Source organism: Roseibium aggregatum IAM 12614 (assembly GCF_000168975.1).
In the GTDB taxonomy this organism is placed as follows: Bacteria; Pseudomonadota; Alphaproteobacteria; order Rhizobiales; family Stappiaceae; genus Roseibium; species Roseibium aggregatum.
Map to the genome: position 1 here is coordinate 119880 of NZ_AAUW01000016.1, position 12673 is coordinate 132552.

Here is a 12673-nt window from a genome sequence, read left to right on the forward strand (position 1 = left end):
AAAGCGCGGCACTCATTCTTTCCGGGGGTATCCTATGGCAGGTCTGGCACAGGACGCTGGCGTCGTGCTGCGATTGGACGGCATCACCAAGCGCTTCGGCGCTCTGACTGCCAATGGCGACGTATCGCTCGACTTGAAGCGCGGCGAGATCCTTGCCCTTCTGGGCGAAAACGGCGCCGGCAAGACCACCTTGATGAACATCCTCTTCGGGCATTACGTCGCCGATGAGGGCCGGGTCATGGTGTCGCCGGACGGAACCGGCCTGAGCGAACTGGAACCAGGCTCCCCGCATGCCGCACTTCAGGCCGGCATCGGCATGGTGCATCAGCATTTCACGCTTGCAGAGAACCTGAGCGCCCTCGACAACATCCTGCTGGGCACGGAACGGCTGGCCGCGCTTTCCTCCTCCCGCGCACCCGCCCGCCGCAAGCTGGAAGAGCTGATGGCCCGATCCGGCCTGACGGTTTCGCTCGACGCCCGCATTTCCCAGCTTTCCGTCGGCGAAAAGCAGCGGGTGGAGATCCTGAAAGCGCTCTACCGCGATGCCCGGGTGCTGGTGCTGGACGAACCGACCGCGGTGCTGACGCCCCAGGAATCCGACACGCTGTTCGCCACCTTGAAAAAGCTGGCGGACGATGGTCTCGGCATCATCTTCATCTCGCACAAGCTTGCGGAAGTTCTGGCCTCCTCTCACCGGGTCGCGGTGCTGCGCGGCGGCCGCAAGGTGGCCGATCTGCCGACAGCCGAATGCGACCGGCGCAAGCTGGCCGAGTTGATGGTGGGCCATGCCATTGTCGAGACCATGCGGTCCCCCGGCTCGCCGGGCGCACCGCTGTTCGTCTTGAACAAGGCGTCCGCCGGGCATGGCCGCGACGCCCTGCGCGATGTCGACCTGACGCTCAGATCCGGTGAAATCCTCGGCATTGCCGGCGTTTCCGGCAACGGCCAGACAACCCTTGCCCGTGTCATTTCCGGTCTGGAACCGCTCACCCACGGATCCATGACACTGGAAGGCAAGGCCATCGGCCAGGCCAGCGCAAGGGCGATGATCGACAACGGCCTTGCCCGCATTCCCGAAGACCGCCATCACGACGGCATTGTCGGAGCGATGAGCGTTTCGGAAAACCTGGCGATCGAATCCATCCGCAAGCCGGAAAACCAGCGCCTCGGCCTGCTGCGGTTTTCCGCCATGCGGGAGCGGGCCCGCAATCTGATCAAGGCCTACGACATCCGCTGTCAGAGCGAGGACAGCCCGGCCCGGCTTCTGTCCGGCGGCAATATCCAGAAGATCGTGCTGGCCAGAACCCTTGAAACCGTTCCGAAGGTCGTGCTCGCCGCCCAGCCCTCGCGCGGGCTCGATGTCGGCGCGACGTCCGACGTTCACAAGCGGCTGCTCGCCGCCCGCGACCGCGGCGCCGGTGTCATCCTGATTTCAGAGGATCTCGACGAACTCATGCGCCTTTCCGACAGGATCGCCGTGATCCACCGCGGGCATCTGTCCGAAGCAGACCCCAGCGACACGCTGGACCGTGGCTCTCTCGGCCTCAGAATGGCCGGTCACAACGCGGAGGACGCAGCGTGATCCGCTTCGAGCCGCGTGGCCCCTCCTCCGTTTCCCGAATGCTGGGTGTTTCGATTGCCGCTGCCGTCGCCGCCCTGCTGCTTGCCGCCATCCCCATGGCCTTTGCCGGCCTGTCGGTTTTCGAAGGCTACAGCCTGATGGTGAAGGGCGCCTTCGGCTCGCTGTTCGCCTTCACCGAAATGCTGACAAGGGCGACACCGCTGATCCTCACCGGTCTGGCGGTTGCCGTCGCCTTCCGTGCCAAGCTGTGGAACATCGGCGCGGAAGGTCAGCTTTATGCGGGCGCTCTTGCAGCGGTTGCCGTCGGCACCGGCGTCATTTCCGCGCCGCCTTACGTTCTCATCCCGATAGTGATTGTTGCCGGAGCATTGGCCGGCGGCCTTGTCATGCTTGGCCCGACCCTTCTAAAAACCCGTCTGGGCGTTGATGAAGTGGTCACGACCTTGCTGCTGAACTTCATCATCCTGCTTTTCGTGCAGATGATGCTGGAAGGCCCGATGAAGGACCCGATGGGCATGGGCTGGCCGCAGTCCGAACCCATTCTCGACGCAGCCGCCCTGCCCAAGCTGATGGACCGGATGCGCATTCACTGGGGTCTTGTCATCGCCCTTGTCGCGTCGCTTGGCGTCTATTTCCTCTTGAAACGCACCGTCTGGGGCTTCGAAATCCGTGCCGTCGGCGAAAATGCCGCCGCAGCCCGCCACGCCGGCATCCCGGTCACCGCAACCTTCATTCGCGTCGGTCTTCTGTCCGGTGCGCTGGCAGGGCTTGCGGGCGTCGGAGAAGTTGCCGGTCTGAAAGGTTATCTGACCGCCGATCTCTCGCCCGGCTTCGGCTATTCCGGCATCGTCGTGGCCATGCTCGCCGGGCTTTCCCCGGCCGGCGTCGTTCTGGCAGCTCTCTTCATCGCCAGCATCTTCGTCGGGGCCGATTCCATGTCCCGTGCCACCGGCGTTTCCAACTATCTGGCAGACCTGATCGTCGCCATGGCCCTGCTGTGCGTGCTCGTCTCCGGTCTGTTCCTGCGCTTCAAGATCCGCTTCGTCGGCAGCCAGACCAACCAGGAGGCGGCAGAATGACCGATATCCTCGACATTCTCATCTCCGCCAACTTCTGGGCGGCCGCGCTCCGCATCGCGACCCCTCTGATCTTCGGCGTCATCGGTGCGCTTGTGTGCGAACGCGCCGGTGTCCTCAATCTCGGCATCGAAGGCATCTTCACGGCCGGTGCCATGGCCGGCTGGATGGCGGTCTGGCTCGGCGCAGGTCTGTGGGGCGGCGTTCTGGTCGCCGCGATGGCTGGCGCCTTCTTCGGGCTGATCCACGCGATCCTGACCGTGCCGCTCGGTCTTTCCCAGCACGTCTCGGGTATTGGCGTGACGCTGTTTGCCACGTCGCTCAGTTATTTCATCTACCGAACCGCCCTGCCGGATGTCTCTTCCCCACCCCGGATCGAGGCCTTCAAGCCGCTCGACATTCCAGGCCTGAGCGACCTGCCGTTCCTCGGGCCAGCCCTGTTCCAGCAAACGCCTCTGACCTTCCTCGCCCTGCTGTTGGTCGCGGTCACAGCCTATGTGCTCTACCGAACCCCGCTCGGCCTTGCAATTCAGGCGGTTGGCGACAATCCGGCTGCCGTGGAATCGCAAGGGCTCTCCGTCTATGCGATCCGCATCGGTACGGTGGTTGCGGGCTCCGCCATCATGGCGCTCGGCGGCGCATTCCTGACCATGTCAGCCTTCGACGCCTTCTTCTTCGGCATGGTCAACGGCCGTGGCTGGATCTGTATCGCGCTGACGGTGTTCGCCTCCTGGCGCCCCGGCAAGGCGCTGATCGGCGCTCTGCTCTTCGGGGCATTTGATGCCTTCCAGGTGCGTCTCCAGACCGAAGTCGGCAGTTTCATTCCCGGCCAGGTGTTCCTGATGATGCCGTATCTGCTTTCCATCGCCGCGCTGATTGTCGTTGCCCGCCGGGCAGACTATCCAAGGGCTCTTCTTGTGCCCTACTTCCGTGGTCAACGCTGAGACAGTCCCATGAGTTTCGATCTCCTCGTCAAGAACGCCAACCTGCCCGACGGCCGTCATGGCATCGACATTGCCTGCCGGAACGGCCGCATCGAGGCTGTGGAAGCCGGCATCACGGCGGATGCCGGCCAGGTGATCGATGCTGGCGGGCACCTCGTGTCGCCGCCATTTGTCGACAGTCACTTCCACATGGATGCGACGCTGTCGCTCGGCCTGCCGCGCATGAACCGCAGCGGCACGCTGCTGGAAGGCATCGCGCTGTGGGGGGAACTGAAGGAGATCCTGACGGTAGAGGCCGTTGTCGAGCGGGCGCTGAGATATTGCGACCTGGCCGTCTCGCAGGGGCTGCTGGCAATCCGCACCCATGTGGACGTCTGCGACGACAGGCTGACCGGCGTCAAAGGCCTCCTGGAAGTGCGCGAGAAGGTGAAGGATTACATTGACCTGCAACTGGTCGCCTTCCCCCAGGACGGGCTCTTCCGCTCTGCCACTGCCGAGAAGAACCTTCTGACGGCTCTGGACATGGGCGTCGACATTGTCGGCGGCATTCCGCATTTCGAACGCACCATGGACGACGGCGCCCGGTCTGTCGCGCGGCTCTGCGAGATCGCGGCCGAACGCGGGCTCATGGTCGACATGCACTGCGACGAGACCGACGATCCGATGTCACGCCATATCGAGACGCTCGCCTATGAGACCCAGCGCCTCGGGCTGCAGGGCCGCGTTGCCGGATCGCATCTGACGTCCATGCATTCAATGGACAATTACTACGTCTCCAAGCTGTTGCCGCTGATCGCCGAAGCAGAGGTTCATGCGATTGCGAACCCGCTGATCAACATCACGCTTCAGGGCCGCCACGACACTTATCCCAAGCGCCGCGGCCAGACCCGTGTTCCGGAAATGCGGTCCTACGGCATCAATGTCGCCTTCGGCCACGACTGCGTGATGGACCCCTGGTACTCGATGGGCTCCGGCGACATGCTGGAAGTGGCTTCCATGGGGCTTCACGTTGCCCAGATGACCAGCCGCGACGCCATCCGCTACTGCTACGACTGCGTCACCGCGCACCCGGCCAAGGCCATGAACCTGGAAGGCTACGGCCTCGAGAAAGGCTGCAAGGCCGACTTCGTGCTGTTGCAGGCCCGCGACACGATCGAGGCGATCCGCCTGAAGGCGACCCGTCTTGCCGTCATCAAATCCGGCCATGTCATCGCAACGACACCCGCCCGGCAGGCCCAGCTCACCCTCCCCGGACGCCCGGCACAGGTCGACCCGGCCTCCTACGCCCCGCACGAGGGCTGACGGTCTTTCCGGCGTCAGACAAATCCACTGCCCCGTCATGCCATGGCCCGACCATGGCATCCATGCCGCTCCCCGTCCCAGTCACGTCCTTGGGATCAGGCCCCGTCACGGCATGGATTGCCGGGTCAAGCCCGGCAATGACGATGGGGAGGATTGAGTGCAGGGAGAAGGCGCCAGCAAGAGAAGCATAGTCCGCGAGTCATTCGCGACACAGCCGTCTACGTCGCTTTAAGCCCCTTCCCCCGTCATGCCATGGCCGACCATGGCATCCATGCCGCTCCCCCGCCTCAGTCACGTCCTTGGAAACCGGCCCGGTCACGCCATGGATTGCCGGGTCAAGCCCGGCAATGACGATGGGGAGGATTGAGTGCAGGGAGAAGGTGACTGCAAGAGAAGGGATGGCACGCGGGTCATTCGTGGCATTGCCGTCGCCGTCGCATCAAGCCCCTTCCCCCGTCATGCCATGGCTCGACCTTGGCATCCATGCCGCTCCCCCGCCTCAGTCACATCCTTGGAAACCGGCCCGGTCACGCCATGGATTGCCGGGTCAAGCCCGGCAATGACGATGGGGAGGATTGAGTGCAGGGAGAAGGTGACTGCAAGAGAAGGGATGGCACGCGGGTCATTCGTGGCATTGCCGTCGCCGTCGCATCAAGCCCCTTCCCCCGTCATGCCATGGCTCGACCATGGCATCCATGCCGTTCCCCCGCCCCAGTCACGTCCTTGGGATCAAGGCCCCGTCACGGCATGGATTGCCGGGTCAAGCCCGGCAATGACGGAGGAGTAGCTGTTGCAGGGAAGGACACCAACGCATCCTTTCTCCGGATGCTGCTCAGTTCTCGGCCACCTTGCCCGGCAGACTGAGATCGCCGGAGGCGACGTCGAAGACGTCGACGACGCACAACAGCGGGGCGTGGACGTTCTGGTTCACCCGCAGCGCCGATGTGACGCCGTCATACGAGAGGCCATCAATGGCGCTTTCATCGGCAAAGGCCACGTTGAGGGTGATTTCCTCGGCCTCCAGCACGGGCGAATATCCTGGGCTGTCGATGTAGATCGGCAGGCCCGGCCAGGTGGCCGGCATTTTCGGGTTGGCCCCGTCCGGGATGTCCTGCACGGAGAGAGCGCCGGCACCGCAGGCTTCGTTCGGTGTCAGCACCACCCAGTGCGAATGCCATCTCGCGCCGTCGTTCAAAAGATCACCGTCGCTATCTTCATCGAAAAGCGGCGTGTCATCGAAATCCGGATGACTGGTCGCCACCAGCGCCAGGATCCCGTTTCCCCCTTCAAAACCGACCGTTTCCGGCTTCAGCGACGTTGGCCAGACGTAGGACTGAACCGGTGCGCCTGCGAGTGCACCATTTGCCTCCGGCACCGTCTCACCGGCTGTTCCTTTCGTCGTCATATGGAAGGTCACGACACGCCCCTTGCGGTGCACATGGGCGGCGAGAATGTCGTAGTTCGGATCGATCTCCTGATTTTCCGGCGACAGGACGGCGCCCGGCTGATGGAGTGCATGACTGCTGTCTGCCAAAGCGGCGGCGGGCAGGACAATCGCGGAAACACCGGCGATCAGCAGGGAACGGGACATGGATTTCAACATCGGCTTTCTCCTTGTTTGAGGATGCAGCCTTATTAGTAGCGAGTCGAAACTATTGCAAGTTTAATTTCGACTCGCTACATAGTGATCATGTTTGCTCCGACTGACACACAGACCATCCGCGACCTGATCGACCGGTTGACGCGCCTTGCTGCTGCCGAGGAGTGGAACGGGCCGTTGAACCCGTCGCAGTTTGCCGCGCTCGGCTATCTGGCGCGGGCAAACCGGTTTTCGCGCGCGCCCTCTCATGTGGCCGATTTTCTGGCAACGACGCGCGGCACGGCCTCGCAAACCCTGAAGGCGCTTGCCCGCAAGGACCTGATCGCCGAAACCCGTTCAGACGAAGACAAACGCAGCATCCGCTATGACGTCACCCCGGCCGGCCTGGAGATGCTGGAAGGCCCCTCGTCTCTGGAAAAAGTCATCGACACCCTGTCGCCGGAGGTCGCCGCGTCCCTGGCGTCCTCGCTGAAGGCGCTTGTCCTGACGATGCTGCATCAGCGCGGCGGCCGTTCGTTCGGCATGTGCCGCACCTGCTGTCATCATGAGGTGACGGAAACCGGTGGCCATTGCCGCCTGCTGAATGTCCCCCTCTCGCCTGCAGATGCCGCGCAGCTCTGCCACGAACACACACCAGCCGAAAGCCTTCAGCCATGACCGCCAAAGCCCGCATTCTCTCTCTTTTTACCGGAGAACCCGAACACCGTTGGGACGGCAAGGAACCGTCGGCGATTCGAAAAAGCCGCGCAGACGGCGTCCTGCAGGTCACCTCCACCGGCATCACCGGCGACCAGCAGGCGGACCTCTCCGTTCATGGCGGACCGGAGAAGGCACTTCATATCTATCCATCGGAGCATTACGCCCATTGGCGTGACGCCTTTCCGCAGATGGCGGAGATCTACAAGCCCGGCGGCTTCGGCGAGAACATCGCTTCCGAAGGCTTTACCGAGGAAGACCTTTGCATTGGCGACATCCTGTCAGCCGGTACCGTCCGCCTGCAGATTTCCCAGGGCCGCCAGCCCTGCTGGAAGCTGAACATGCACACGGGCAACCCGGCCCAGGCAGCCCATTTCCAGAAAACGGGCCGCACCGGCTGGTATTTCCGGGTGCTGCAGGAAGGGTCCTTCCAGGCCGGCGATGAATTGACGCTGGTCGAACGCCCTTGCCCGGACTGGAACCTGCGCGAGGTGATCCTGGCACGGTTCAATCCGCGGCTTGACCCGGCCGTGGCAAAGGCCTTGTCGGAACTTCAGGAACTGGCCGAACCCTGGCGTGTCTCCTTCGCCAAGAAAGCCGATCCGGCGTTTCGCGAAGATACATCGAAAAGGCTCAACGGATAGGTCAGGCGCCTTTAGGAGGCAAAGTCAACGCATTGGTGATGGCCAGATCCAGCCAGGTTTGAAGCAATTCGTCCGTGCAATCGTCCTCGCCGACGAAGAACAGGCCGCTTAACGTGCGCTCCCCCTGCACCATCGGCTCGGCGCCAGGCAGTGCCAGGCCGGTGGTATGGTTGGGCTTGCCAATGCGGAAGATGAACCGCCGCTCTCCGTCCCGGGTGCGGTCCGCCCCCGCGATCATATGGCCATGCAGCAGAAAGCACATGGCGCCCATCATCCGTTTTTCGCTGACGCCTGCCCTATAGCCGAGCGCCTCGCGCAAGCGGTCGTTGAGGTCTTCATCAATGGCCATGACGTCGGTTCTTCTCGGCTTGAGGTCGGCAGGAAAAGGGCTGTTTCAGGCTCGGAATGACATTCCGGACGCGACCTGCAGCGTCCGCTGGAACAGCCAGACAATCAACCAAAAGGTTCAGCAACTTTGCGTGAGAGACAGGGTTGCAAGTCGTCAGCTTGAAATTTCCGCGGTTCCCTGCGACAAACGAGCGACTGTGGACTTGCACTTTCCTTGCGCTTTGGGTATATCCGCGCACGCGCCTGCACCCCTGGAGGAGGCGCTTCTGGACCGATCCCGGACAACATGAGTCTTCTGGCACGGTGGTTCGCCGGTCCGTTACCTATACACTCGAAGGAGTTTTGCCATGGCTGCCAGCTATGAGCTGAAGGCGTCGGCACGGAACCGGGTGGGCAAGGGGGCCGCACGGGCACTGCGTCGCGAAGGCCTTCTCCCCGCCGTAATCTACGGCGACAAGAAACCGGCACTGCCGATCACCATTCCGGTGAAAGAAACCACCATTACCCTGCACAAGGGCGGTTTCCTGACGCACATCGGCATGATCGATGTCGACGGCGAAAAGCACCAGGTTATTGCCAAGGATTTTCAGCTGCACCCGGTGCGCGACGACGTCATGCACGTCGACTTCCTGCGCGTCTCCAAGGGCTCCACGCTGACCGTTGAAGTTCCGGTGCACTTCCTGAACGAAGAAACCTGCCCGGGCATCAAGAAGGGCGGCGTCCTGAACATCGTTCGCCACACCGTCGAAATGAACGTTCCGGCCGACAACATTCCGGAAGCTCTCGAAATCGACCTGGCCAAGGCACAGCCGGGCGACAGCCTGCACATTTCCGCAGTCAAACTGCCGGAAGGCTGCCAGCCGACCATCACCGATCGCGATTTCACCATCGCCACGATCGCTGCTCCGGCCGGTATGAAAGAGACCGACGACGAAGCTGATGAAGAAGCAGGTGAAGGCGAAGCTGAATAAGCTGAAGCCTTGCTTTAAAAATCGGGAGGCGGTCTCCGCCTCCCTTCCCCCCGCGGGGAAACTTGCAGAGCAGCCGCAATCGGCTGCTTTTTCGTTTCAGGATTAGCCAGCCGGCCTGCAGTCCGCTTCATGCAGGTTGCTGTACCTTGAAAGGCGCACCATGAAATTGATCGTCGGCCTGGGCAATCCGGGCGCCAGATACGAAGGCAACCGGCACAACATCGGTTTCATGGCCGTCGATGAAATCCATCGCCGCCATTCCGGCTTCCAGCCCTGGAAAGCCCGCTTTCAGGGACAGGTGTCCGAAGGCCGTCTCGGTTCGGAAAAGGTGCTGCTGCTGAAACCCAGTACCTACATGAACGAATCCGGCCGCTCCGTCGGTGAAGCCATGCGCTTTTACAAGATCGAGCCGGAAGACATTGTCGTCATCTATGACGAACTCGATCTGCCGCCTGCGAAATTCCGCATGAAAGTCGGCGGCGGTCATGGTGGCCACAATGGCCTCAGATCGATCACCGCCCATATCGGCGAAAGCTACCGCCGCCTGCGCCTTGGCATTGGCCACCCGGGCGACAAGAAGCTGGTGTCGAACTATGTGCTGGGCGATTTTGCCAAGGCCGACCGGGACTGGCTCGAGCCGCTTCTGATGGAAGTCGCCGATCAGGCCGGACTGCTGGCCGAAGGCAAGGACAGCCAGTTCGCCAACAAACTGACCCTCGCTCTGGAGCCGGAAAAGGCACAGCGCAAGGGCAAAACCCAGGACGGCAAGACCCAGGACGGCAAGACAGGGGACGGCACGCCCGGAGCCGCCAAGGCCACTGCCTCAAAAGACAGCACCTCCGCGCCCGCCAAACCCAAGGGCCAGAGCCACATCCGCCAGGCGCGGCAAGGCAAGCAGGTCAACCTGCCAAAGTCGGGCCCAATGGCCGACATGCTGAAGAAACTGCTCGGCGGCGGCGACTGAGGTCGGTTCCTCCAAGAACACCATCGCAACCGGGCTGCCCGCCTTTGGCGGTCAAGACAGCGGCTGAACATTGATGATCTCCACTCGCCTGTTACGGCCGCTCGACGGATTGCCCGGGTCGACGGGCCGGCTCTCGCCATAGCCTACGGGCACGAGCTGTCCGCGCGGGATCGTGTAGAAAGCCGCCAGAAACTCCGCCACCATGAAAGCCCTTCGTTTCGACAGGTCCAGATTGTAGTCCGCCGTTCCGCGCAGATCCGTGTGCCCGGCGATCTGGAAGCGCATGTTTTTCAGGCGCGGATCCTGCAAGGCCTGGCCGAGCGCCTGCAACGTCAGAATGCCGTCGTTGGTCAGCGAGGCGGAATCGAACTCGAAGTTGACCGTCAGATTGATGCGCGGCAGCACGACCTCCGGCGGCAATTGACCTTCGATGCTGATCCCGCGAAACGGATGCGGCTCCTGCTTGCGCATGGACCGGGATTTCGGCGCCCCGCCGTCTGGCAAAAGCGCCTTGATGATCTGATCCGGCGTAACGGTCTGGGCGGAAACACCGACGGGCAGCATCAGTCCCACCATCAGGGCCAGAACGGTTGCCAGGGTCAGGCGGGCAGTCGCAAATTCAGCAAGAAATCGCATATCGAAACCTTTGAGTGTCACTGTTCCCGGATCGTGATGTGAAGGACGGCCGCCGATATCTCGCGCGGCAGGCTCATTTCATCCGGCCGGTCCGCCAGCCCGGCCCGCAACGCCGTCAGGAAATATCTGTCGTCTGCGGTACCGGCGCTGCCCTCAGCACTCACCGGCATGGAGAACTGCCCTGAGCCGCCATTTTCCAGCTCTTCGAGCTGGATGATGGGGCTGCGGGCTGCAATCACGATGATGGCTTCAGACCCGGCCGGCGGCTGCACCGTGAACTTCTGGCGCCCCTGCCGCCCATCACCAAAGACGAACCGGTCACCGAACTGAACCTGCTGGCGCACGGGTCCACGGCGCGGCAAGAGGTTCACCACTGTGCCGTCCGCCTGCAGATAGACGATATAGAGAAACGAGGCGAAGTCCGGTGCGGTCACCTCGAACGCCAGCGAGTCGCCATAGCGCAGATCCGCACTGCCTCCCAAAAGGCGTATGCGGGGACGCGAGGGTTCCGCCAAGGGCCTGGCAAGGGTCTTCAACGCCTCGCACACAGGCCAGGGCCTGACATCGACCTTCCGCAACTGCTCGGGTGGAAACTCCGCTTCCAGTTTCCGAAGCGCTTCCTGCGTACTCACGAACCCGGCCAGCAGCGGCGTGCCGTCCGGCGTGTCTTCGCTGACATAAAGGCTGCTGCAGCTATCCCCTGCAATGGCCACCACGTTGTCGCGGTCGGTCCTGCTCATCCCCGGCACGGGCCGTGGCGGCACGATGGCCGTGCGCATGACAGACGCATTATGCATGTCGGCTTTCGTTGCCTCGTAGCTGATCCAGCCATAGCCGTCGCCCGACCAGTAAGGACCCCAGGAGTTCTGGACGAGAAAGGCCTGCCGGCGCTCGTCGTAGCCGACGAACACCATTTGATGCCCTCCGGCCGCCCCGCTGTGGCGCCCGAGCGATCCCTGGTAGATCTCGCCCGACTTCAGGTATTGCAGTGTCACGCCGTCCGGCGTCTGTGCGGACGGCACCACCCCGACCATCAGAAACCCGGTTGCGACGGGATTGCCTGCCGCAAGCTGCTGCTTGATGGCGTCCAGGTCCCTGTCCGTCGCGTTGCGGCGCTGACGGCCCTTGTCGAAAACGAACATGAAGTCGCGTATCCGGAACCTGTCAGGGGCGGTCGTTGCATATTCCACCCGTTCCGAGCACATGGCGGCGTCCGGGATGTCGTCCTGATCGGGAGAGCCGTTGCCCTTGAAGTAGGCCATGGCCAGAAGCGCATGGCTTCCGGCGGTTTCGCAGGCTTCGTTCCGGTTGCGGATCTGCGAATGGAGAAACGCCGGACTGGGCGTAAAGGTGCGGCTGCCCGGTTCGACGTTGTTTTCCAGCGCGGCGTAATAGCCGCGCATGGCGTAGCCGATGGCATAGGAAACGCAGCTTCCATATGTCTGCAGCAAGGGTGGCGGCATCATCGGCGACAGGTCGATGGCATCGGGAATATAGGCCCGCGTAACGCCCACCTGCCCGACCCCGTCCAGCAGCGCCGGATCGATGGGTGTATCGCCGAGTAGGCCTGTCAGGTCACTCGGATTGAAGCCTTGAGCCGCCGCCGGCCCCGACTGCAGGACAGTGGCACTGACAGTCAGTGCTGCCAGAGCGGCAAACAGGGGGCCAGATAATCCCGGCAAAAAGCCGTGTTTCTTGCGACTGAATATCATCGCATCACAATTCCCAAAACAATCGCCCAAAACAACAGGCCGACTATAGCCGATAAACAACCGGAGGGAAGCTTTCAGCCCGATTACATCGCCAGGCACTCTCCTTTTGGCGCTTCATCCTGACACGCTCTTGACAAACAACCCCCTGTCCCCCGCCAAAGCCTTGACCTCGTGACCCGGCTCGGGCATTTAGCGCTG

Annotated in this window: 12 protein-coding genes; 8 read left to right on the forward strand and 4 right to left on the reverse strand. The window is 62.6% G+C overall.

Going from position 1 to position 12673, the window contains the following annotated elements; translation table 11 throughout:
- Positions 1-34: 34 nt before the first annotated feature.
- Genes SIAM614_RS20750 through SIAM614_RS20765 form a run of 4 tightly spaced genes read left to right on the forward strand, consistent with a single transcriptional unit; the run spans position 35 to position 4904 of the window.
- Positions 35-1582, forward strand: coding sequence for an ABC transporter ATP-binding protein (locus tag SIAM614_RS20750; RefSeq protein WP_006937602.1), 1548 nt, complete (start codon positions 35-37; stop codon positions 1580-1582).
- Positions 1579-2661: an ABC transporter permease gene (locus SIAM614_RS20755; protein WP_040440702.1), complete on the forward strand. Its 1083-nt coding sequence runs from the start codon at positions 1579-1581 to the stop codon at positions 2659-2661. The genes SIAM614_RS20750 and SIAM614_RS20755 overlap by 4 nt, the downstream gene beginning before the upstream one ends.
- Complete coding sequence (locus SIAM614_RS20760; RefSeq protein ID WP_006937604.1) at positions 2658-3602, forward strand: ABC transporter permease; 945 nt, start codon at positions 2658-2660, stop codon at positions 3600-3602. The genes SIAM614_RS20755 and SIAM614_RS20760 overlap by 4 nt, the downstream gene beginning before the upstream one ends.
- Before the next feature lie 9 nt (positions 3603-3611).
- On the forward strand, positions 3612-4904 hold the full coding sequence (locus SIAM614_RS20765) for an amidohydrolase family protein (RefSeq protein ID WP_006937605.1): 1293 nt from the start codon (positions 3612-3614) through the stop codon (positions 4902-4904).
- Between the two features lie 832 nt (positions 4905-5736).
- On the opposite strand, the gene SIAM614_RS20770 is transcribed toward SIAM614_RS20765, so the two are convergent.
- Entirely contained in the window at positions 5737-6507 is a 771-nt protein-coding gene (locus SIAM614_RS20770; protein ID WP_006937606.1) for a hypothetical protein, read from the reverse strand.
- An 87-nt stretch (positions 6508-6594) separates the two neighbouring features.
- Between SIAM614_RS20770 and SIAM614_RS20775 the strand changes: the two genes are divergently transcribed.
- Complete coding sequence (locus SIAM614_RS20775) at positions 6595-7161, forward strand: MarR family winged helix-turn-helix transcriptional regulator (RefSeq protein ID WP_006937607.1); 567 nt, start codon at positions 6595-6597, stop codon at positions 7159-7161.
- Complete coding sequence (locus SIAM614_RS20780) at positions 7158-7844, forward strand: MOSC domain-containing protein (RefSeq protein ID WP_006937608.1); 687 nt, start codon at positions 7158-7160, stop codon at positions 7842-7844. The genes SIAM614_RS20775 and SIAM614_RS20780 overlap by 4 nt, the downstream gene beginning before the upstream one ends.
- A gap of 1 nt (position 7845) precedes the next feature.
- Here SIAM614_RS20780 and SIAM614_RS20785 read toward each other — a convergent pair whose 3' ends face one another.
- Positions 7846-8193 (reverse strand): hypothetical protein, encoded by a 348-nt coding sequence (locus tag SIAM614_RS20785; protein ID WP_006937610.1) that lies wholly within the window; start codon positions 8191-8193, stop codon positions 7846-7848.
- A gap of 346 nt (positions 8194-8539) precedes the next feature.
- On the opposite strand from SIAM614_RS20785, the gene SIAM614_RS20790 reads away from it, so the two are divergent.
- Positions 8540-9163: a 50S ribosomal protein L25/general stress protein Ctc gene (locus tag SIAM614_RS20790; RefSeq protein ID WP_006937619.1), complete on the forward strand. Its 624-nt coding sequence runs from the start codon at positions 8540-8542 to the stop codon at positions 9161-9163.
- A 160-nt stretch (positions 9164-9323) separates the two neighbouring features.
- Positions 9324-10127: an aminoacyl-tRNA hydrolase gene (gene pth, locus SIAM614_RS20795; protein WP_040440703.1), complete on the forward strand. Its 804-nt coding sequence runs from the start codon at positions 9324-9326 to the stop codon at positions 10125-10127.
- Between the two features lie 51 nt (positions 10128-10178).
- On the opposite strand, the gene SIAM614_RS30745 is transcribed toward pth, so the two are convergent.
- Both SIAM614_RS30745 and SIAM614_RS20805 read right to left on the reverse strand, forming a co-directional pair.
- Positions 10179-10763 carry an OmpA family protein gene (locus SIAM614_RS30745; RefSeq protein ID WP_006937624.1) on the reverse strand — a complete coding sequence of 195 codons (585 nt, stop codon included), beginning with the start codon at positions 10761-10763 and terminating at the stop codon, positions 10179-10181.
- Between the two features lie 17 nt (positions 10764-10780).
- Positions 10781-12475, reverse strand: coding sequence for a DUF4384 domain-containing protein (locus SIAM614_RS20805; protein ID WP_006937626.1), 1695 nt, complete (start codon positions 12473-12475; stop codon positions 10781-10783).
- Positions 12476-12673 lie beyond the last annotated feature (198 nt).

Bases quoted from the DNA above. Each gene is read 5' to 3' on its own strand.
- SIAM614_RS30745 (WP_006937624.1), bottom strand. From the start codon at position 10,763: ATGCGATTTCTTGCTGAATTTGCGACTGCCCGCCTGACCCTGGCAACC.
- SIAM614_RS20785 (WP_006937610.1), bottom strand. From the start codon at position 8,193: ATGGCCATTGATGAAGACCTCAACGACCGCTTGCGCGAGGCGCTCGGC.
- SIAM614_RS20805 (WP_006937626.1), bottom strand. From the start codon at position 12,475: ATGATATTCAGTCGCAAGAAACACGGCTTTTTGCCGGGATTATCTGGC.
- SIAM614_RS20790 (WP_006937619.1), top strand. From the start codon at position 8,540: ATGGCTGCCAGCTATGAGCTGAAGGCGTCGGCACGGAACCGGGTGGGC.
- SIAM614_RS20765 (WP_006937605.1), top strand. From the start codon at position 3,612: ATGAGTTTCGATCTCCTCGTCAAGAACGCCAACCTGCCCGACGGCCGT.
- pth (WP_040440703.1), top strand. From the start codon at position 9,324: ATGAAATTGATCGTCGGCCTGGGCAATCCGGGCGCCAGATACGAAGGC.
- SIAM614_RS20750 (WP_006937602.1), top strand. From the start codon at position 35: ATGGCAGGTCTGGCACAGGACGCTGGCGTCGTGCTGCGATTGGACGGC.
- SIAM614_RS20780 (WP_006937608.1), top strand. From the start codon at position 7,158: ATGACCGCCAAAGCCCGCATTCTCTCTCTTTTTACCGGAGAACCCGAA.
- SIAM614_RS20770 (WP_006937606.1), bottom strand. From the start codon at position 6,507: ATGTTGAAATCCATGTCCCGTTCCCTGCTGATCGCCGGTGTTTCCGCG.
- SIAM614_RS20775 (WP_006937607.1), top strand. From the start codon at position 6,595: ATGTTTGCTCCGACTGACACACAGACCATCCGCGACCTGATCGACCGG.
- SIAM614_RS20760 (WP_006937604.1), top strand. From the start codon at position 2,658: ATGACCGATATCCTCGACATTCTCATCTCCGCCAACTTCTGGGCGGCC.